Source organism: Ectopseudomonas composti, assembly GCF_001567565.1.
Taxonomy (GTDB): domain Bacteria; phylum Pseudomonadota; class Gammaproteobacteria; order Pseudomonadales; family Pseudomonadaceae; genus Aquipseudomonas; species Aquipseudomonas composti_A.
Map to the genome: position 1 here is coordinate 71,746 of NZ_LSSW01000006.1, position 20,587 is coordinate 92,332.

18 protein-coding genes and 2 tRNA genes are annotated in these 20,587 nt (G+C 62.1%); 17 read left to right on the forward strand and 3 right to left on the reverse strand.

Translation table 11 applies throughout. From position 1 onward, the window contains the following. Positions 1-24 precede the first annotated feature (24 nt). From miaA to PCLY_RS01345, 9 genes are all read left to right on the forward strand, one after another. Positions 25-996 (forward strand): tRNA (adenosine(37)-N6)-dimethylallyltransferase MiaA, encoded by a 972-nt coding sequence (gene miaA / locus PCLY_RS01305; RefSeq protein ID WP_061237442.1) that lies wholly within the window; start codon positions 25-27, stop codon positions 994-996. Positions 997-1,097: 101 nt separating this feature from the next. Beyond that, positions 1,098-1,358: an RNA chaperone Hfq gene (hfq, locus tag PCLY_RS01310; protein WP_061237443.1), complete on the forward strand. Its 261-nt coding sequence runs from the start codon at positions 1,098-1,100 to the stop codon at positions 1,356-1,358. A 12-nt stretch (positions 1,359-1,370) separates the two neighbouring features. After that, entirely contained in the window at positions 1,371-2,672 is a 1,302-nt protein-coding gene (hflX, locus tag PCLY_RS01315; protein ID WP_061237444.1) for a ribosome rescue GTPase HflX, read from the forward strand. A gap of 97 nt (positions 2,673-2,769) precedes the next feature. Next, positions 2,770-3,939, forward strand: a complete 1,170-nt coding sequence (gene hflK / locus PCLY_RS01320; protein WP_061237445.1) for an FtsH protease activity modulator HflK — start codon at positions 2,770-2,772, stop codon at positions 3,937-3,939. Continuing rightward, on the forward strand, positions 3,939-4,808 hold the full coding sequence (gene hflC / locus PCLY_RS01325; RefSeq protein WP_061237446.1) for a protease modulator HflC: 870 nt from the start codon (positions 3,939-3,941) through the stop codon (positions 4,806-4,808). Before hflK ends, hflC begins: the two co-directional genes overlap by 1 nt. 105 nt (positions 4,809-4,913) lie before the next feature. Further along, entirely contained in the window at positions 4,914-5,099 is a 186-nt protein-coding gene (locus PCLY_RS01330; protein WP_061237447.1) for a DUF2065 domain-containing protein, read from the forward strand. Between the two features lie 37 nt (positions 5,100-5,136). Further along, positions 5,137-6,324, forward strand: coding sequence for an ATP phosphoribosyltransferase regulatory subunit (locus PCLY_RS01335; protein ID WP_061237448.1), 1,188 nt, complete (start codon positions 5,137-5,139; stop codon positions 6,322-6,324). Positions 6,325-6,382: 58 nt separating this feature from the next. Continuing rightward, a complete protein-coding gene (locus tag PCLY_RS01340; RefSeq protein ID WP_061237449.1) occupies positions 6,383-7,678 on the forward strand; it encodes an adenylosuccinate synthase in 1,296 nt (431 codons plus the stop codon). A gap of 138 nt (positions 7,679-7,816) precedes the next feature. After that, entirely contained in the window at positions 7,817-9,751 is a 1,935-nt protein-coding gene (locus tag PCLY_RS01345; RefSeq protein WP_061237450.1) for a methyl-accepting chemotaxis protein, read from the forward strand. Between the two features lie 98 nt (positions 9,752-9,849). Here the strand turns inward: PCLY_RS01345 and PCLY_RS01350 are convergent. Next, positions 9,850-9,936, reverse strand: a tRNA-Leu gene (locus PCLY_RS01350). An 82-nt stretch (positions 9,937-10,018) separates the two neighbouring features. After that, positions 10,019-10,105 (reverse strand) — tRNA-Leu (locus PCLY_RS01355). A 206-nt stretch (positions 10,106-10,311) separates the two neighbouring features. Here PCLY_RS01355 and rnr point away from each other — a divergent pair. The 8 genes from rnr to alr all read left to right on the forward strand — a co-directional run bounded on the left by rnr (position 10,312) and on the right by alr (position 18,631). Then, positions 10,312-12,795 (forward strand): ribonuclease R, encoded by a 2,484-nt coding sequence (gene rnr, locus PCLY_RS01360; protein WP_061237451.1) that lies wholly within the window; start codon positions 10,312-10,314, stop codon positions 12,793-12,795. After that, complete coding sequence (gene rlmB / locus PCLY_RS01365; protein WP_061237452.1) at positions 12,792-13,544, forward strand: 23S rRNA (guanosine(2251)-2'-O)-methyltransferase RlmB; 753 nt, start codon at positions 12,792-12,794, stop codon at positions 13,542-13,544. Before rnr ends, rlmB begins: the two co-directional genes overlap by 4 nt. A 175-nt stretch (positions 13,545-13,719) precedes the next feature. Then, the gene (gene rpsF, locus PCLY_RS01370; RefSeq protein WP_061237453.1) at positions 13,720-14,142 is read left to right on the forward strand and encodes a 30S ribosomal protein S6; all 423 of its coding nucleotides are present in this window, start codon (positions 13,720-13,722) and stop codon (positions 14,140-14,142) included. A 28-nt stretch (positions 14,143-14,170) separates the two neighbouring features. Further along, positions 14,171-14,401 carry a 30S ribosomal protein S18 gene (gene rpsR / locus PCLY_RS01375; RefSeq protein ID WP_003246847.1) on the forward strand — a complete coding sequence of 77 codons (231 nt, stop codon included), beginning with the start codon at positions 14,171-14,173 and terminating at the stop codon, positions 14,399-14,401. A gap of 36 nt (positions 14,402-14,437) precedes the next feature. Next, a complete protein-coding gene (locus tag PCLY_RS01380; protein WP_061237454.1) occupies positions 14,438-15,319 on the forward strand; it encodes a DUF2232 domain-containing protein in 882 nt (293 codons plus the stop codon). A gap of 21 nt (positions 15,320-15,340) precedes the next feature. Further along, positions 15,341-15,787 carry a 50S ribosomal protein L9 gene (rplI, locus tag PCLY_RS01385; protein ID WP_061237455.1) on the forward strand — a complete coding sequence of 149 codons (447 nt, stop codon included), beginning with the start codon at positions 15,341-15,343 and terminating at the stop codon, positions 15,785-15,787. 260 nt (positions 15,788-16,047) lie between these two features. Continuing rightward, a complete protein-coding gene (gene dnaB, locus PCLY_RS01390; protein WP_061237456.1) occupies positions 16,048-17,442 on the forward strand; it encodes a replicative DNA helicase in 1,395 nt (464 codons plus the stop codon). Positions 17,443-17,554: 112 nt separating this feature from the next. Next, positions 17,555-18,631, forward strand: coding sequence for an alanine racemase (gene alr, locus PCLY_RS01395; RefSeq protein WP_061237457.1), 1,077 nt, complete (start codon positions 17,555-17,557; stop codon positions 18,629-18,631). Here alr and PCLY_RS01400 read toward each other — a convergent pair whose 3' ends face one another. Further along, positions 18,632-20,539 carry a diguanylate cyclase gene (locus PCLY_RS01400; RefSeq protein WP_061237458.1) on the reverse strand — a complete coding sequence of 636 codons (1,908 nt, stop codon included), beginning with the start codon at positions 20,537-20,539 and terminating at the stop codon, positions 18,632-18,634. It lies immediately after the preceding gene. Between the last annotated feature and the right edge of the window lie 48 nt (positions 20,540-20,587).

Here is a 20,587-nt window from a genome sequence, read left to right on the forward strand (position 1 = left end):
GTCTTGGTGTTTCGAGTCATGCCGATGTCTTCGCTTCCTCCTGCAATCTTTCTGATGGGCCCGACCGCAGCCGGCAAGACCGACCTGGCTCTGGAGCTGGCGCGTGTGCTGCCATGTGACCTGATCAGCGTTGACTCGGCGCTGGTCTACCGCGGTATGGATATCGGCACGGCCAAGCCTGAGAGAGCCGTTCTTGACGAGTTTCCTCATGCCCTGATCGACATTCGCGACCCGGCCGAGAGTTATTCGGCAGCCGAGTTTCGCGCCGATGCCCTGGCTGCTATGGCTGAAAGTACGGCGCGTGGGCGTATTCCGCTGCTGGTTGGCGGCACCATGCTGTACTACAAGGCATTGCTGGAAGGCTTGGCCGACATGCCTAGTGCCGATCCGGCCATTCGCGCCGAGCTGGAGGCGCGGGCGGCGAGCGAGGGGTGGGAAGTGCTGCATCGCGAGTTGGCGTTGGTCGACCCGGAGTCTGCGGCGCGCATCCATCCCAACGACCCGCAGCGTCTGACCCGGGCGCTGGAGGTCTATCGCGTGAGCGGCCTGAGCATGACCGAGCATCGCCGACGACAGGCTGCTGGAAATCCCGATACGGGCACATCGGGTGTCGGACAATTACCCTATACTGTTGCTCAGCTTGCTATCGCACCGGCGCAGCGTCAGGTTTTGCATGAGCGCATTGCGCAGAGATTTCGGGTGATGCTGGAACAGGGTTTCGTCGAAGAGGTCGAAGCCCTGCGTAGACGAAGTGACTTGCACGCGGGATTGCCGTCTATACGGGCGGTGGGTTATCGCCAGGTATGGGAATACCTTGATGGCGAGCTGTCCCGGGACGAGATGGTCGAGCGCGGCATCATCGCCACTCGGCAGTTGGCCAAGCGTCAGTTCACTTGGCTACGTGGTTGGGATGGTTTGGAGTGGCTGGACAGTCTGGCCTGCGACAATCTGTCTCGCGCCTTGAAATACCTGGAAAGCGTCTCCATATTGAAGTGAGACCTTGCCGCTGGCCGTCTATCCTTGGGGGTAGGACGGTCTGAAGCCATTGTTTACTTACTAAAATTATTGAAAATTGATCCTTGAAAGGAGTGCGGCACATGTCAAAAGGGCATTCGCTACAAGACCCTTACCTGAATACCCTGCGTAAGGAACGCGTCCCTGTTTCCATCTATCTGGTCAACGGCATCAAGCTGCAGGGCCAGATCGAGTCCTTCGACCAGTTTGTCATCCTGCTGAAGAACACCGTCAGCCAGATGGTCTACAAACATGCCATTTCCACCGTCGTACCAAGCCGTCCGGTCCGCCTGCCGAGCGCTGGCGATGCCGAGCAGGGCGATGGCGAGCCGGGTAACGCCTAATAGGGGGTTGCATTGTTCTTCGAGCGTCATGAGGGCGGTGAGCGGGCCATCCTGGTTCATCTGGAAGGCCAAGACTCCGAGGCGAGCGAAGATCCCCAGGAGTTCCAAGAATTGGCCATGTCGGCAGGCGCTGACATGGTCGCTTTCTTTCGTGTGCCCAGCAGTCGCCTGACTGCGAAGTTCCTTATCGGCAGCGGCAAGGTCGAGGAGCTGCGCGACCAGGTCAAGGCCATCGATGCCGATCTGGTCATCTTCAATCACACCCTGACACCCAGCCAGGAGCGCAACCTCGAGCGCGCCTTCGAATGCCGCGTGCTCGATCGTACTGGCCTGATCCTCGATATCTTCGCCCAGCGCGCGCGTACCCACGAAGGCAAGCTGCAGGTCGAGCTGGCTCAGCTCGATCACATGAGTACGCGCCTGGTGCGCGGCTGGACTCACCTTGAGCGGCAGAAGGGGGGTATCGGCCTGCGTGGTCCGGGTGAAACCCAGCTGGAAACCGACCGCCGCCTGTTGCGTGTGCGCATTCGTCAGATCAAGCAGAAGCTGGAGAAGGTGCGCAGTCAGCGTGAGCAGGCGCGTCGCGGGCGCAAGCGTGCGGACATCCCTTCGGTTTCGCTGGTGGGTTACACCAACGCCGGCAAGTCCACGCTGTTCAACGCCCTGACGACCTCCGAGGTTTACGCGGCTGACCAACTGTTCGCCACGCTTGATCCGACCCTGCGTCGTCTGGAGCTCGATGACCTCGGTCCGATCGTGCTCGCCGACACCGTGGGCTTCATTCGTCATCTGCCGCACAAGCTGGTCGAGGCCTTCCGCGCTACGCTGGAAGAGTCGAGCAACTCTGACCTGCTGCTCCACGTGATCGATGCCCATGAGCCGGAGCGCATGGCGCAGATCGAGCAGGTTCAGGCGGTGCTCAAGGAGATCGGTGCGAGCGAGCTGCCGATGCTCGAGGTGTACAACAAGCTGGATTTGTTGGAAGGTGTCGAGCCACAGATCCAGCGCGATGGAGATGGTAAGCCGGTTCGCGTCTGGCTTTCGGCTCGCGAAGGGCGTGGTCTGGAGCTGCTGCGACAGGCCGTGGCAGAGCTGCTGGGCGAGGATCTGTTCGTTGCGACCTTGCAGTTGCCGCAACGATTGGGGCGGCTGCGTGCGCAGTTTTTTGCGTTGGGGGCGGTGCAGGGCGAAGAGCATGATGAGCTTGGGCACAGTTTGCTGTCGGTACGTTTGCCGCGAGTCGAGCTCAATCGCCTGGTGAGTCGTGAGGGTTTGGAGCCTCAGGTCTTCATCGAGCAACATACTTTGCAATAAAGCCTGTAGTGGTGGCTTTGCTGTCACCATAGGGCTTTGGGTAGCATTGGCCGGCGCGCCGTGGGCGCGCCTTTGCTTTATCAGTACGGAGAACGCTATGGCTTGGAATGAGCCGGGTGGAAACTCGAACAATCAAGACCCTTGGGGCGGCCGCAAAGGCGGTGGACGCAAGGGCCCGCCGGATCTCGATGAAGCGTTCCGCAAGCTGCAAGAAAGCCTCAACGGCTTGTTCGGTGGCGGCAAGAAGCGTGGTGATGACGATTCCGGGCGCAGTGGTGGCGGCGGTGGCTTCGGTCTGCTGTTCGTGGGCCTCGGCCTGCTGGCGGTAGTCTGGCTATACAGCGCGATCTATGTGGTGGACGAGCAGGAGCAGGCCGTAGTGCTGCGTTTCGGCAAGTACCACGAGACCGTGGGTCCCGGCCTGAACATCTACTTCCCGCCGATTGATCGCAAGTTCCAGGAAAACGTGACGCGTGAGCGTGCCTACAGCAAGCAGGGCGCCATGTTGACCGAGGACGAGAACATCATCGAGGTGCCGCTGACTGTGCAGTACCGTGTGAGCAACCTGCAGGACTTCGTGCTCAACGTCGACCAGCCGGAAGTCAGTCTGCAGAATGCGACCGACAGCGCCGTGCGCCACGTCGTGGGTTCCACCGAGATGGATCAGGTGCTGACCGAAGGGCGTGAGTTGATGGCTACCGAGGTGCGTGAGCGCCTGCAGCGTTTCCTCGACAACTACCAGACCGGTATCACCGTCACCCAGGTGAACATCCAGAGCGCTGCGGCGCCGCGTGAAGTTCAGGAAGCCTTCGATGACGTGATCCGTGCCCGTGAAGACGAGCAGCGCGAGAAGAACCAGGCCGAGTCCTACGCCAATGGTGTGATTCCGGAAGCGCGTGGTCAGGCCCAGCGTCTGCTGGAAGAGGCCAACGGTTACCGTGACGAAGTCATCGCTCGCGCCCAGGGTGAGGCTGATCGTTTCACCAAGCTGGTCGCCGAGTACCGCAAGGCGCCGGAGGTGACTCGTGAGCGTCTGTATCTGGACACCATGCAAGAATTGATGAGCAACACCAGCAAGGTTCTGGTCACTGGCGACAAGGGGCAGAACAACCTGCTCTATCTGCCGCTGGACAAGATGATCGACGCCCGTGGCGGCTCCTCGTCTTCCAGTTCTACCAACAGCAGCACTTCGGCAACGCGGGATCCAGCCGTGCCGCTAAGCAGCGATCTGTCGCAGCGTAACCTGCGTACCCGGGAGGGCCGTTGATGAACAACAAGTCCCTGATCGGCCTGATCGTGGCCGTGGTTCTGGCCCTGGTGGCGTGGAACAGCTTCTATATCGTGGCGCAAACCGAACGTGCGGTGCTGTTGCAGTTCGGGCGTGTGGTCAATCCGGACGTGCAGCCGGGTCTGCATGTGAAGATTCCTTACGTGAACCAGGTGCGCATCTTCGATGGTCGTCTGCTGACGCTGGATTCGACTTCATCGCGCTTCCTCACTCTGGAGAAGAAGGCATTGATGGTTGATGCCTATGCCAAGTGGCGAGTGAAGGATGCCGAGCGTTTCTATCAGTCCACCTCTGGTCTGAAGCAAGTGGCTGACGAGCGCCTGGCGCGCCGCCTCGAGGCATCGCTGCGTGACCAGTTCGGTAAGCGCACCCTGCATGAGTCGGTGTCTGGTGAGCGTGATGCACTGATGGCCGATGTGACGGCGTCCCTCAATCGTGCTGCCGAGCGTGAGCTGGGTATCGAGGTGGTGGACGTACGGGTCAAGACCATCGACCTGCCGCGTGAGGTGAACCGCAGCGTGTTCGAGCGGATGAGCACCGAGCGTGAGCGTGAGGCTCGTGAGCACCGTGCCAAGGGTCGTGAGCTGGCCGAAGGTATCCGCGCCGATGCCGATCGTCAGCGTCGCGTCCTGCTGGCTGAAGCCTATCGTGAAGCTGAAGAGCTGCGCGGTGATGGTGATGCTCAGGCGGCTGCGATCTACTCTCGGGCTTACGGCCAGGATCAGGAGTTCTACTCCTTCTACCGCAGCCTGCGTGCTTACCGTGAAAGCTTCGCGGACAAGCGCGACGTACTGGTACTGGATCCAAGCAGCGACTTCTTCCGCTACCTGGAAAAATCCAAGCCTTGACCGGCAGCCCTGGCGGCGCGATGCGTCGCCAGGGTGACCGCAAGGTAAAACGTGGTATGATGCGGCAGCCGGGAAAATCCCGGCTTTTTTGCGTCTGTGGGAATCATGTGGCAGGAACTCGGCATCGCACTGTGTCTGGTATTGGTGCTGGAAGGCATCCTGCCTTTCCTCTGTCCGCGCCACTGGCGCGGAGCGGTATTGCAGGCGGCTCGTCTGCCCGACCGCCGACTGCGTCTTATGGGGCTGACCAGCATGTTGCTGGGGACTGCCCTTCTATATCTGCTTCACTGAAGGCTTGTGCCGCCCGGATCGAGAGGGGAATGGCGAAATGGCAACGGTAGACCGCTGGCTGCTGCCAGATGGCATCGAAGAAGTACTGCCGCCGGAAGCGGCGCGCATCGAGGCGGCACGCCGCCAGGTGTTGGACCTGTTCCAGCGTTGGGGTTACGAGTTCGTCGTTACCCCCCATATCGAGTACCTGGAATCTCTGTTGACTGGCGCCGGTCAGGATCTTGACCTGCGCACCTTCAAGGTCACCGATCCGCTGTCCGGTCGGCAGATGGGCTTTCGTGCCGACATCACGCCGCAGGTGGCGCGTATCGACGCTCATACCCTGCGCCGCGAAGGTCCGAGCCGTCTGTGCTATGCCGGCAGCGTACTGCACGCCAAGCCGCGTGCGCTGACCACGTCGCGCAGCCCGATCCAGCTCGGCGCCGAGCTCTATGGCGACGCCAGCCCGGCCAGCGATATCGAGGTGATCAGCCTGCTGGTCGAGACCCTTGAGCTGGCGGCGGTGCCGGACGTGCACATGGATCTTGGCCATGTCGGTATCTACCGCGGGCTGGCGCGTGCCGCTGGTCTGTCTGGCGAAGCCGAGCAGCAGCTGTTCGATGCGCTGCAGCGCAAGGCCATGGACGAAATCGAAACCCTGACCGCCGCACTGCCGCAAGGGCTGGGTAGCATGCTGCGTTCGCTGGGCGAGCTGTGCGGTGGGCGCGAGGTGCTGGATCTGGCCCAGGCCGCGCTGGTCGAGGCGCCGGATGCGGTCCACGCTGCGCTCGATGAGCTGGTGGCCATCGCCGATGCGCTGGAGCTGCGTTATCCGGAGCTGCCGCTGTACTTCGACCTCGGCGAGTTGCGTGGCTACAACTACCACACCGGTGTGGTGTTCGCCGCTTTCGTTCCGGGTGAGGGTGGTGCCATTGCGCAGGGTGGTCGTTACGACGACACGGGTGCGGTATTTGGTCGGGCGCGCCCGGCCACGGGCTTCTCGACCGACCTGAAAACCCTGGTGACCCTGGGTGACATGCGTCTGGACGACACGGTCAGTGGCGTCTGGGCACCGGATAATCATGACCTTTATCTGTGGCAGGCCGTTCGTCGTCTGCGTGGTGAGGGTGAGCGCGTGGTACAGGCGCTGCCCGGACAGAGCGAGGCGGATGCGCGCGAAGCGGGCTGTGATCGCCTGCTGGCGCTGCACGATGGACGTTGGCAGGTGACGCCCCTGGCGTCCTGAATTCATTTTCGCCGGCCAGAGCGGCCGGCATCGAAGCTTGCGCGAAGAGGACAAGTTTATGGGTAAGAATGTCGTCGTCCTGGGCACCCAGTGGGGTGATGAGGGCAAGGGCAAGATCGTCGACCTGCTCACCGAGCAGGCTGCCGCGGTCGTGCGTTACCAGGGTGGCCACAATGCCGGCCACACCCTGGTGATCGACGGTGAGAAGACCGTCCTGCACCTGATTCCGTCCGGCATTCTGCGTGAAGGCGTCGAATGCCTGATCGGCAACGGTGTGGTCGTCGCGCCTGACGCGCTGATGCGCGAAATCACCAAGCTGGAAGAGAAGGGCGTTCCGGTGCGTGAGCGCCTGCGCATCAGCCCGGCCTGCCCGCTGATCCTGTCCTATCACGTCGCGCTGGACCAGGCGCGCGAGAAGGCTCGTGGCGACGCCAAGATCGGCACCACCGGTCGCGGCATTGGCCCGGCCTACGAAGACAAGGTGGCCCGTCGCGGTCTGCGCGTGGGGGATCTGTTCCACCGCGAGCGTTTCGCCGCCAAGCTCGGTGAGCTGCTGGACTACCACAACTTCCAGCTGGTCAATTTCTACAAAGAGCCGGCCATCGACTTCCAGAAAACCCTGGACGAGTGCATGGAGTACGCCGAGCTGCTCAAGCCGATGATGGCTGACGTGACGGCCGTGCTGCATGACCTGCGTCGTGAGGGCAAGGACATCATGTTCGAAGGTGCTCAGGGCTCCCTGCTGGACATCGACCACGGTACCTACCCCTACGTCACCAGCTCCAACACCACGGCTGGCGGCATCGCCACTGGCTCCGGTTTCGGCCCGCTGTACCTGGACTACATCCTCGGTATTACCAAGGCTTATACCACCCGTGTTGGCTCTGGCCCGTTCCCGACCGAGCTGTTCGATGACATCGGTGCCTTCCTGGCCAAGCGTGGTCACGAGTTCGGCGCCACCACCGGTCGTGCCCGTCGTTGTGGCTGGTTCGACGCCGTGATTCTGCGTCGTGCCATCGAGATCAACAGTATCTCCGGCCTTTGCCTGACCAAGCTGGACGTGCTCGATGGTCTGGAAACCATCCGCATCTGTACCGGTTACAAGGACGCTGACGGCCAGGTGCTGGTCGATGCGCCGACCGATGCCGACAGCTACATCGGCCTGCAGCCGGTCTATGAGGAAATGCCGGGTTGGAGCGAGTCCACTCTGGGTGCCAAGACCCTGGAAGACCTGCCGGCCGCTGCCCGCGCTTACATCAAGCGTGTGGAAGAGCTGGTTGGCGCGCCGATCGACATCATCTCCACCGGCCCGGATCGCAACGAAACCATCGTGCTGCGTCACCCGTTCGCCTGATCGAGATTGTTCGATCCGCCAAAAGACCGCCTTCGGGCGGTCTTTTTGTATCCGAATAACGGGCACGAAGCTTGCCTGCGTTCAACAAATCGTCAAAGTTGCCGTTATAGCGATCAGGTTCGTTGAGGAGAGCTGTCAGTGTTCGCCATTATTTCGATGTTGCGCAGTCGTCTGTTGCGTCCGGTGTTCATCGCGCTCGGCTTGGCCATGCTGGTGCAGGTGGGGCTGGCCGTGTGGTTGATGCGCGCCTCGGTGAACGACATGGTCGAGGATCTTGCCCAGCGCCTGGGCGGTGAGAGTCTGCGTCTGGGGCAGGAGCTGAACGTTGCGCAACAGGAGATGAGCCAGGGACTCACGGCGCTTTCGCAGAATACCCGCTCGCGCCTGGCCGAAGGCCTTACGACGCAGCTCAAGGGTGAGCAGGCGCAATTGCGCAGTGTGCTGGAGGGGAGTCTCAAGCAGTCCGGTCAATCGCTCGCGCAGCTGTTGGCCGGGGTCGCGCCCAAGTCCATCTGGGATCTGGATATCCCAGCGTTGACGGCGCTGACGCGTATCGCGCAGCAGGACCCGGCCGTGCTCTTCGCGGTCATCTACGATGCCGATGGCAAGCGTCTGACGCGTAATTTCAATCGCAGTAATGCGCAGGTGCGTGAGTTGATCGCTGCCGGTCAGGGCACGTCTCCGCTCGACAAGCTGGTCGACGCCGCCTCGCGCAATCCCAATGTCTATATCGTCGAGGCGGACATCAATCCGATGGGGGCGTCCATCGGCAAGATCCAGATGGGCCTGTCGCTCGATGTGGTCGAGCGTGAGCTGCAGGCGCTCGACGGGCGTTTCAATGCGCTGGTCGACGGTGCTGGCAAGCTGGTCGACAGCAGTCTCTCGGGTGCTTCGGAGGAGACGACGCGAACCCTGCGTGAGCGCCTGCAGTCTGCCGAGCGCTACACCCAGCAAATGGCGCGCAATGGTGGCGAGTCGGTGCGCCAGGCGGCGGATGGGCTGCGTTGGAATATCGCCCTGGGCCTGCTCCTGGTTGGCGCGCTGGCGCTGGTGGTGGTGGCGCTCGTGCTCGGTTGGCGAGTGCTGAGTCGCCTGCGTCTGCTCAGTGATGCGCTCAATGACTTGGCCGCTGGCGAGGGCGATCTTACGCGGCGGGTGGATATCCGCAGTCAGGACGAAGTGGGGGAGATGGCGGGGGCGGTCAATCGCTTCATGGACAAGCTGCAGCCCATCGTGCGTGAGTCCGGTGGTGTGGCGCTGCGCACGGGCGAGCAGATCCGTAGCCTCACTCAGCGTGGCGCCGCAGCCGAGTCGGCGGCCGGTCGCCAGCGTGACGAGGTGGCCGGCAGCCTGCAGGCTCTGGAGCAAATGGCTGATGAGGCGCAGGCGGAAAGCCAGGCCATGCAGGAGGCATTGCAGCGCGTCGATACCATTCGTGAGGCGGCGCATGAGAATGCGGTGATCGCGCAGCGTCTGTCATCGCTGATCGAGGGGTTGGTGGCGCGTGTGGCCGATGGCTCGGCAGTGATCGAGCGGCTGGCCAAGCAGAGCGAGCAGATCGAGGTGGTGCTGACGGTGATTCAGTCCATCGCCGAGCAGACCAACCTGCTGGCGCTCAATGCGGCCATCGAGGCCGCGCGTGCCGGGGAAAGCGGGCGCGGTTTCGCGGTGGTGGCTGACGAAGTACGCGCGCTGGCGAGCAAGACGCAGCAGTCCACTGGCGATATCCAGACCCACATCAGCGCCTTGCAGCGTGGCGCGCAGGAGGCGGTCAGCGCAATCGCCCAGGCGGGGGCGCAAGGCAGCGAGGGTTTGCAGGTACTGCGCGACAGTGCGCGTCTGCAGCAGTCTGTACAGCAGTCGGTGGACGAGGTGCATGGCGCCATCAATGCTGCGACTCAGGCTGCGGCGCATCAGGCGGAGGGGGCGGGGGCGGTGCGTGGTCGCGTCGAGATCATCCATGCCGAAGCGCAGCATGCGGCCGAGGCGGTGGCGGCAATTGCCGGCAATGCGCGCGCGCTGGATGAGTTGGCGGCGCAGCTCAAGGCCAGTCTGGGGCAGTTCAAGGTTTGATCGCTGGAAGAGGCGCCCGGTGCGCCTCGCTGCACTCAGGCCAGTACTTTTCTGCAGGCAATAAAAAACCGAGCCATGAGACTCGGTTTTTTGAATTTTGGTGCCCAGGAGAAGACTCGAACTTCCACGGCCGTTAAGCCACTGATACCTGAAACCAGCGCGTCTACCAATTCCGCCACCTGGGCACTGCAGCAATGTTCGTCGTCACCGACACGGAGCGTTGCATCCGTTATTTGCAAAGTGGGTTATCAATCCACTTCACGAATTTGGTGCCCAGGAGAAGACTCGAACTTCCACGACCGTTAAGTCACTGATACCTGAAACCAGCGCGTCTACCAATTCCGCCACCTGGGCACAGAAACCGATGAATCATCATCTGCTTCGTGTTACAACGTCTGCTCGACGCTGTGGGCGCGAACTATACGGGCGGGCATTTACCTTGTAAACCCCTGACCGCAAAAAATTATTGTCGGCGGAAAAGCTGCCGCGAATGCCGTTTTCGCGCTTCAATAGGCAGATGGCATACACCTTTATACATAAGCATAGGTAATCCTTCCTACATGGCCGATTGGCAATCCCTCGATCCCGAGGCCGCCCGCGAGGCGGAAAAATACGACAACCCCATTCCCAGCCGCGAACTGATCCTGGCCCATCTGGCCGAGCGTGGTTCGCCTGCAAGCCGCGAGCAACTGGTCGAAGAGTTCGGTCTCAGTACCGACGATCAGCTCGAAGCGCTGCGCCGCCGTCTGCGCGCCATGGAGCGCGACGGCCAGCTCATCTATACCCGCCGCGGCACTTATGCACCGGTGGACAAGCTCGACCTCATCTGCGGGCGCATCAGCGGTCACCGCGATGGCTTCGGGTTCCTGGTGCCGGACGATGGCAGTGATGATCTGTTCCTTAGCCCGGCGCAAATGCGCCTGGTGTTCGATCGCGACCGTGCTCTGGTTCGTGTCGCCGGCTTCGATCGCCGTGGTCGTCGTGAAGGCGGCATCGTCGAGGTCATCGAGCGGGCTCACGAGAGCATCGTCGGCCGCTACTACGAAGAGAACGGTATCGGTTTCGTCGTCCCCGACAATCCCAAGATCCAGCAGGAAGTGCTGGTTACCCCGGGGCGCACTGCCGGTGCGCGCATCGGTCAGTTCGTCGAGATCAAGATCACTCACTGGCCCACTCAGCGCTTCCAGCCGCAGGGCGATATCGTCGAGGTGATCGGCAACTACATGGCGCCGGGCATGGAAATCGACGTGGCGCTGCGCAGCTACGACATTCCGCATGTCTGGCCCGAGGCGGTGGTCAAGGAAGCGCGCAAGCTCAAGCCTGAGGTGGACGAGAAGGACAAGGAGAAACGCGTCGACCTGCGTCACCTGCCTTTCGTCACCATCGACGGTGAAGACGCGCGCGACTTCGACGACGCCGTGTACTGCGAGAAGAACAGCAGCCGCTGGAAGCTGTTCTCCGGTGGCTGGAAGCTCTACGTGGCCATCGCCGACGTATCGCACTACGTCAAGGTTGGGTCGGCACTGGATGCCGAGGCGGTCGAGCGTGGCAACTCGGTGTATTTCCCCGAGCGCGTGGTACCGATGTTGCCGGAAGAGCTGTCCAACGGTCTGTGCTCGCTCAACCCGCATGTCGATCGCCTGGCCATGGTCTGCGAGATGACCATGTCCAAGAGCGGGCAGATGGTCGACTACAAGTTCTACGAGGCGGTGATCCATTCCCATGCGCGCCTGACCTACAACAAGGTCAGCCTGATGCTGGAAGATCCCAAGAGCAGCGAGGGCAAGTCCCTGCGCAGCGAGTACAAGGAAGTCCTGCCGCACCTCAACCAGCTTTATGCGCTGTATCAGGTGCTGGTGGCCGCCCGTCACGAGCGCGGGGCAATCGACTTCGAGACCCAGGAAACCCGTATCGTCTTCGGCACCGACCGCAAGATCGACGAGATCCGCCCGACTCAGCGCAACGATGCGCACAAGCTGATCGAGGAATGCATGCTGGCCGCCAACGTGGCCACTGCGCGCTTCATGCAGGATCACGAGATTCCGTCGCTGTACCGCGTTCATGATGGTCCGCCACCGGAGCGTCTGGAGAAGCTCAAGGCCTTCCTGGGTGAGCTGGGGCTTTCGCTGCAGCGTGGCAAGTCCAAGGACGGTCCGTCGCCCAAGGACTACCAGCGCCTGCTGGAAAGCATCCGCGAACGTCCGGACTATCACCTGATCCAGACCGTGATGCTGCGCTCTCTGAGCCAGGCGGTGTACAGCGCGCAGAACGAAGGGCACTTCGGCCTCAACTACGAGGCCTACACCCACTTCACTTCGCCAATCCGTCGTTACCCTGATCTGCTGGTGCACCGCGCCATTCGCAGCGTGGTTCGCTCCAAGCGTGAAACCAAGCACGTGGAGCGCGCAGGCGCGACGATCATGCCCAAGGCGCGCATCTATCCGTACGACGAGGCAGCCCTGGAGAAGCTCGGCGAGCAGTGCTCGATGACCGAGCGTCGTGCCGACGAGGCGACTCGTGACGTGGTCAACTGGCTCAAGTGCGAGTTCATGCAGGACCGCGTCGGCGAGACCTTCGCGGGCGTGATCACTGCGGTGACCGGCTTCGGCATCTTCGTCGAGCTGCGCGACATCTATGTCGAGGGGCTGGTACACGTGACCGCGCTGCCGGCCGACTACTACCACTTCGATCCGGTTCATCATCGTCTGTCCGGCGAGCGCAGTGGTCGCAGCTTCCGCCTTGGCGACAGTGTCGAAGTCAAGGTCATGCGCGTCGACCTCGACGAGCGCAAGATCGACTTCGAACTGAGCCAGGCCAAGGCCGGCAAGGGCGATGATGCGCGCCGCGGCGGCAAGTCCGGTATGGGCAATACCGATGTGCAGAAAAGTCGCGAAGTGAAGAAGGCGCTGCTCGATAGCGCCAAGAAAGGCGGCAAGGCGGCACCGGCGAAGAAGTCGACCAGTCACCGCAAGGGCGCACCAGCGCCCAAGGGCAAGGTCGAGGCAACTGTCGACAAGCCGGGCAGGCGTAAGGCGAAACGATGAGTCAGTTGGAAAAGGTCTACGGCGTGCATGCCGTGGAGGCGCTGTTGCGCCATCACCCCAAGCGGGTTAAGCAGTTGTGGCTGGCCGAGAGCCGTCAGGCGCCGCGCATCCAGCCCATGCTCGAGCTGGCTGCGCAAAACCGGGTGCCGGTGGGGCACAAGGAGCGCCAGGAGCTGGACGAGTGGGCCGAAGGCGTACACCAGGGTGTGGTCGCCGAAGTTAGCCCGAGTCAGGTCTGGGGCGAGAACATGCTCGACGAGCTGCTCGAGCGCAGCGAAAGCGTCCCCTTGCTGCTGGTGCTCGATGGCGTGACTGACCCGCACAATCTCGGCGCCTGCCTGCGCACTGCCGATGCGGCGGGTGCGCTGGCGGTGATCGTGCCGAAGGACAAGTCCGCCACGCTCAATGCCACCGTGCGCAAGGTGGCATGCGGCGCCGCGGAAGTGATTCCGCTGGTGGCCGTGACCAACCTGGCGCGCACCCTGGAAAAACTGCAGAAGAAAGGCCTCTGGGTGGTCGGTACTGCTGGTGAGGTCGAGCAGGAGCTGTACCAGCTCGACATGACCGGCCCGACGGTGCTGGTCATGGGCGCTGAGGGCAAGGGCATGCGTCGCCTCACCCGCGAGCATTGCGATTACCTGGTCAAGCTGCCCATGGGGGGCAGCGTCAGCAGTCTCAACGTTTCGGTCGCTACCGGCGTCTGTCTGTTCGAGGCGGTGCGTCAGCGCCAGGCCAAGCGCCAGGGCTGATTGTTCAAATATTCGCCAATTCGCCTTGCGTGCGGCAGGGGGCTTCTCTAGAATGGCGCCCCTTGCCGTGACGGCAGGCCTTTTCGCGCCTACCGCCTGGCAAGCTCATCACGAGAAAAACCCACTCCTTGCCTGACCACCTTAGTTGGCAGGCTACAACCCGTAAGGAGCATTTATGCGTCATTACGAAATCATCTTTCTGGTTCACCCGGACCAGAGCGAGCAAGTCGGCGGCATGGTCGAGCGTTACACCAAGCTGATCGAAGAAGACGGTGGCAAGATTCACCGCCTGGAAGACTGGGGCCGTCGTCAGCTGGCTTACGCCATCAACAACGTCCACAAAGCCCACTACGTGATGCTCAACGTAGAGTGCACCGGCAAGGCCCTGGCCGAGCTGGAAGACAACTTCCGCTACAACGACGCCGTGATCCGTAACCTGGTCATCCGTCGCGACGAGGCCGTCACTGGCCAGTCCGAGATGCTGAAGGCCGAAGAAAACCGCAGTGAGCGCCGCGAGCGTCGTGAACGTCCTGAAAACGCCGAGTCCAACGACGGCGATGACAGCGACAACAACGACAGCGACAACGCTGACGAGTAATCCACGGATCTATTGAGGAGCCAATCACATGGCACGTTTCTTCCGTCGTCGTAAATTCTGCCGCTTCACCGCTGAAGACGTGAAAGAGATCGATTTCAAAGATCTCAACACCCTGAAAGCCTACATCTCGGAAACCGGCAAGATCGTTCCTAGCCGTATCACCGGTACCAAGGCTCGTTATCAGCGTCAGCTGGCCACCGCTATCAAGCGCGCCCGCTTCCTGGCCCTGCTGCCCTACACCGACAGCCACGGCCGCTGAGATCGGATAGTCGACAAGCGTTAAGGAATAGATCGCATGCGTGCCCTGGCTGAATACATCATGCGCGGCCGTATGCAAGCCACCCTCGTGGTGGTGGGTTCGGCCATTGTGCCGTTGTTTGCCTGGTTAAGCGCTGCTGCAGGTGCCTTGGTGCTACTGCGCAGAGGCTTGAGTGATGCGCTCGGTATCGTCATCTGGGCCATGCTGCCCGCCGCTTACCTCTGCTATCTCGGTGATCCGAGTGTGTTGATGGTAATGCTGGGTACGCTGGCATTGGCGCAGGTGCTGCGTAGCAGTGCTTCCTGGAGCCGAGTTCTGATGGCGTTGGTGCCAGTTGGCGTGGTGTTTGCGCTGGTGGTCAGTGTGGCAATGGTTGAAAACCTTGAGGCAATCGCCGAAGCGTTTCGACAGGCCTTTGCTGAACTGCCCGCGCAATCCGCCGGAGGGCCCAGCAGCGAGCAGCTTCAGAGCATGCAGCAGGCATCGCTGGTACCGCTTCTGGGCGGCTTCATGACGTTCTCGTTGTTGACGATGAGTGTCCTGAGCCTGACCTTGGCGCGTTACTGGCAGGCGTCGTTATACAACCCGGGTGGTTTTGGTGAGGAGTTCCGCCAGATCCGCCTGCCGGTGCCGTTTGCACTTGCATTGATCGCAGGTGTGTTTTTGGCGCCGTCATTGCTCGGTGATGCAGGGTGGGCTGTTACCCTGATCTGCATGTTGCCGCTGATGCTGGCTGGTCTGGCGTTGGGGCACGGCCTGATAGCGATGAAGCAGCTGTCGAGCTTTTGGTCGATAGGGTTGTATGTGGCGTTGCTGATGGCCGGGAACCTGATCTGTTTGTTAGCCGTTTTCGACAGTCTGTTTGATTTTCGCGGTCGCCTCGCTCGCAAGAGTGGCTCCGCGGACGGTGAAGGTTAAAAGTTAAGAGGTAAGACCCAAATGGAAGTCATCCTGCTGGAAAAAATCGCCAATCTGGGCAACCTGGGCGACAAAGTGAACGTTAAAGCCGGTTACGGCCGTAACTTCCTGCTGCCGCAAGGCAAGGCCACCGCTGCTACCGCTGAAAACGTAGCTGCGTTCGAAGCCCGTCGCGCCGAGCTGGAAAAACTGGCTGCCGAGAAGAAAGCTTCCGCTGAAACTCGCGCTGCTCAACTGGCTGAGCTGGAAGTCACCATCACCGCCACCGCTGGCGATGAAGGCAAGCTGTTCGGTTCGATCGGTACCCACGACATCGCTGACGCCCTGACCGCCTCTGGCGTTGAAGTGGCCAAGGCCGAAGTTCGTCTGCCCAACGGTACTATCCGTCTGGTCGGCGAATACGACGTAGCTGTGCACCTGCACACCGACGTCGAAGCTACCGTCAAGGTAATTGTGGTCGCCGCCTAAGAGCCCGCCCATGATCTGCCGCGCGTCCGCCGTGCTGCGTTGAAAGCTGGTTCGGAATGCTCATTTACTGCTTGTAAACTGCGCTTCCTCACCAGCTCTCGCCTTGCAGGGCTCTAGCTCGCGAGATCATGAACAGACTCTAGTTAGTAGCCGCCAAGCGGGCTTGCACTCAGGTGCTGGTCTGCTGACAATCGGGCACGGCATCGTTTCGGCGATCCGTGCCCTTTGTTTTTCTATCGCAGCACTGTCTTCCCGAGCCTATGAACGACATCAGCATTCCCGAACAGTACGACTTGCAGACCGCAGCCCTGAAAGTGCCTCCGCACTCCATCGAGGCGGAACAGTCGGTGCTCGGCGGCCTGATGCTCGACAACAATGCGTGGGAGCGCGTGCTCGATGGTGTGTCGGATGTCGATTTCTACCGCCATGATCATCGGCTGATCTTCCGCGCCATCTTCAAGCTGGCCGAGCGTAACGAGCCCTTCGACGTGGTGACCCTGTCCGAGCAGTTGGACAAGGAAGGGCAGCTGTCGCAGGTCGGCGGCCTGGCGTATCTCGCCGAGCTGGCCAAGAACACGCCGTCGGTTGCCAACATCAAGGCCTATGCGCAGATCATTCGTGAGCGCGCCACCCTGCGCAAACTGATCAGCATCAGTAACGAGATCGCCGACAGCGCGTATGCCCCCGAGGGCCGCACGGGCGAGGAAATTCTCGACGAAGCCGAACGCCTGATCTTCCAGATTGCCGAAGACCGCCCCAAGACCGGCGGTCCGGTGGGGATCAACGATATTCTGGTCAAGGCCATCGACCGTATCGATACGCTGTTCAACAACGGTGATGCGATCACCGGCCTGTCGACCGGTTTCGACGATCTCGACGGACTCACCAGCGGCTTGCAGCCGGCCGACATGATCATCGTCGCCGGTCGTCCGTCGATGGGTAAGACCACCTTCGCCATGAACCTGGTGGAGAACGCGCTGATGCGCAGCGACAAGTCGATTCTCGTCTACTCGCTGGAGATGCCCTCGGAGTCCATCGTCATTCGTATGCTCGCCTCGCTGGGGCGCATCGACCAGACCAAGGTACGTGCCGGTCAGCTCGATGATGACGACTGGCCGCGATTGACCAGCGCGGTCAACCTGCTCAATGACCGCAAGCTGTTCATCGACGATACCGCCGGTATTTCCCCCAGCGAGATGCGCGCGCGTACGCGGCGACTGGCCCGCGAGCACGGCGAGATCGGCCTGATCATGGTCGACTACCTGCAGCTCATGCAGATCCCGGGTTCCAGCGGCGACAGCCGGGTCAACGAGATTTCCGAAATCTCGCGCTCGCTGAAGGGCCTGGCCAAGGAGTTCAACTGCCCGGTGATCGCCCTGTCGCAGCTCAACCGTGGCCTGGAGCAGCGCCCCAACAAGCGCCCGATCAACTCCGACTTGCGTGAGTCCGGTGCGATCGAGCAGGACGCCGACATCATCCTGTTCGTGTACCGCGATGAGGTGTACCACCCGGAGACCGAGTACAAGGGCGTGGCCGAGATCATCATCGGCAAGCAGCGTAACGGTCCGCTGGGTACTGCGCGCCTTGCCTTCCTCGGCAAGTACTCGCGTTTCGAGAACCTGGCGCCGGGTAGCTACCAGTTCGACGACGAGTAGGTCGTTTCCGCGCTCGCCGGGTTTTGCTCGGCAACGAGGCGGTGGCACAGATCAATGAAAGCGGGCGTCCAGCGGTTAAGATGGGCGCCCGTTTTTCGTTCAGGCCTCTGTCATGCGCCCGCTTGCCGCTATCGTCGATCTTTCCGCCATTGCCCATAACTACGCTGTCGCCAAGCGCTGCGCGCCGGGGCGCCAGGCCTTTGCGGTGGTCAAGGCCAATGCTTACGGGCATGGGGTGCGCGAAGTGGTGACGGCGCTGCACGAGGCCGCCGATGGCTTCGCCGTGGCCTGTCTGGAGGAGGCGGCCGAAGTGCGTGCCATGCACGGCGAGGCACGTATCCTGCTGCTCGAGGGCTGCTTCGAAGCCAGCGAATATGGCATCGCCGCGCAGCTGGGGCTGGATCTGGTGTTGCAGAGCGCGGCGCAGGCCGAGGCCTTGCTCGCCGCTGAGCTGGCGCGTCCACTCAACGTCTGGCTGAAGCTGGACTCCGGCATGCATCGCCTCGGTTTCGACGCCGCCAGTCTGCGCCAGTGGCATGCGCGGCTGGAGGACGCCGCCCAGGTCGCCGAGCTGAATCTGCTCAGTCATTTCGCCTGTGCCGACGAGCGTGGCCATCCGCTTACCGAGCAGCAGGTCGAGCGCTTTCTCGACGTGCTGGATCTGGACTTCAATCATCGCTCGCTGGCCAACTCGGCGGCGGTGTTGACCATTCCCGCTGCGCATATGGACTGGCTGCGTCCCGGCATCATGCTCTACGGCGCCACGCCCTTCGCTGAGTTGAGTGCGCGCGAGTTGGGGCTGAAACCGGCCATGACCCTGGCTGCACGGGTGATCGCGGTGCGTGAGGTGGCTGTCGGTGAGAGCGTCGGTTATGGCGCGGCCTGGGTCGCCGAGCGGCCCTCGCGCATTGCCACGGTCAGCTGCGGCTATGCCGACGGCTACCCGAGGCACGCACCGAGCGGTACGCCGGTGCTGGTCGAGGGGCTGCGCGCCAGGCTGGCGGGGAGGGTGTCGATGGACATGCTGGCGGTGGACATCACCGACCTGCCAGAGGCCGACGTCGACTCGCCAGTGGAGCTGTGGGGCAGCCAATTGCCGGTGGATGAAGTGGCCACGGTGTGCGGCAGCATCGGCTACGAGCTGCTGACCAAGGTCACGGCGCGAGTACCGCGACGCTATATCGGCTGATCAGGCCAGGCCGCTGGGGACTTTCAGCACATCCAGTTGCAGGCACGCCTGCTCGCTCAGTTCACCGTCGTCGCCATGCACGCGTGCCGCGCAACGGCCTTGTTCCTTGGCGCGATACAGCGCCTGGTCGGCGATCTTGTACAGGCTGGTGAAGTTCTTCGCGTGGCGAGGATAGAGCGCCACGCCGATGCTGATGGTCACGCGCAGACGCTCGGCGCCGTAGTGCACCGGCTCCGACAGTTCTGCCAGCAAACGCTCGGCGATTTCCCGGGCCTGGCTTTCGGCATCGCTGCCGCAGATCAGTGCGGCGAACTCATCACCACCCAGGCGCGCGACTGCATCACCTGCACGCACGTGCTCACGCAGGCGTTTGGCGATGACCTGCAGCATCAGGTCGCCGGCGGTATGACCGAAGCGGTCGTTGATCGGCTTGAAGTGATCCAGGTCGATCAACAGCAATGCCACGCTTTCGTCGTGCCGTTCGGCATGTGCCAGCGCCGACTCGCAGCGTTCGACCAGATAACGCCGGTTGGGCAACTCTGTCAGTGGGTCGTGGAAGGCCGCATGCTGCAGCTCGCGCTCACGCTCGCGCAGTTGTTCGTTGGTCGCTGCCAGTTCCGCGGTGCGGGCGGTCACCGCCGCCTGCAGCTCGTCAGCGCTGGCCTGCAGTTGCGCCAGGCGCGCGGTTTTCTCGCGATCTGCCTGTTGCAGGGCCACGGCGCGCTCCTGCTTGAGGATCTGAATGCGGTAGGCCAGGGCAAAGGAGAACAGGATGGACTCGGCCGCCACGGCCAGTGGGAAAACATAGGCATTCCACTCGGCTGGCTGCAGTACGCCGGTGGTACGCAGCAGCAGGATGGCGACGCTGCCCAGGACCAATCCATAGCCGTACAGATACAGCTGCGCGGGGAAGAAGCCCTGTCGCCAACGGATCGCGGCACTGCCCAGGGCGGCAGGTATGCTGGTCAGCGATAGCAGGGCAATGGCCCAGGCGGCGAGCAGGCGTTGGTCGAACAGATTCAGGACGATAGCGATCAGGTAGATCACGCAGGCCATGTTCAACAGGTGGTGCGCCCAGCGCACGTAGATGCGCGTTTGCAACAATGTCTGGGTGAAGCGGCTGGCGAACAGGCCCCATAGCGACGGTAGGGTGATGCGGTCCAGCCAGGCGGGAACCGCATGGTTCGGCCACAGGTACTGCGCGCCGTGGCCGGTCATGCTCATGATGAACAGCAGGGCGAAGGCGGTGGTCAAGACGTACCAGAAATACGCCCTGTCACGCAGCGAGATGAGGATGAACAGGTTGTACAGCAGCAGCGCGAAAACCACGCCATAGATGACGCCCAGGGCCAGGTTCTCGCGGGCTGCCAGCTGCGTGAGATCGTCGAGTTGCCAGATGCGCAGTGGGAACGAGTTGCCGGCGGGGTCAAGGGCGCGCAGGTAGAAGGTCGTTGGCTGGTCACTCAGGGTCGGCAGGTCGAACACCATGCGCCGGTACGGGTGGTCGCGACTCTCGGTGTAGGGGACTCGCTCGCCGGACTGGCGCAACTGCCAGCCGTCGTGGCCGTCAGGCAGGTAGAGCTGCAGATCGAGCTGGGTGACCGAGCCTACTTCCAGCACCCAGCGTGCTGGTGCACGCATGTCACGCTGCAGGGTGAGCTTGATCCACCAGGGGTTGCGGCTCTGGCCGACGCTGGCGCGGCCGTTGGCGGGTTGAAAGCGAGCCTGTTGCTCGGCGGCGGCAAGATCATCGATGGACAGGTCGCCCTGAGTATCTTCCAGCAGCTCGATATATGCGTTGAGCGGCATGCCGCTGCTGGCGTCGGTGAGCATTACGGATGGCATCGCCTGGCCCGTGCTCGACAGTCCCAGCAGAAGAACAAGGAGGAGGGCGAAGCGCTGCTGCATAGGTGTCCTGAAGACGGCTGGCCGAATAGCTGAGTATATGCACAGGAT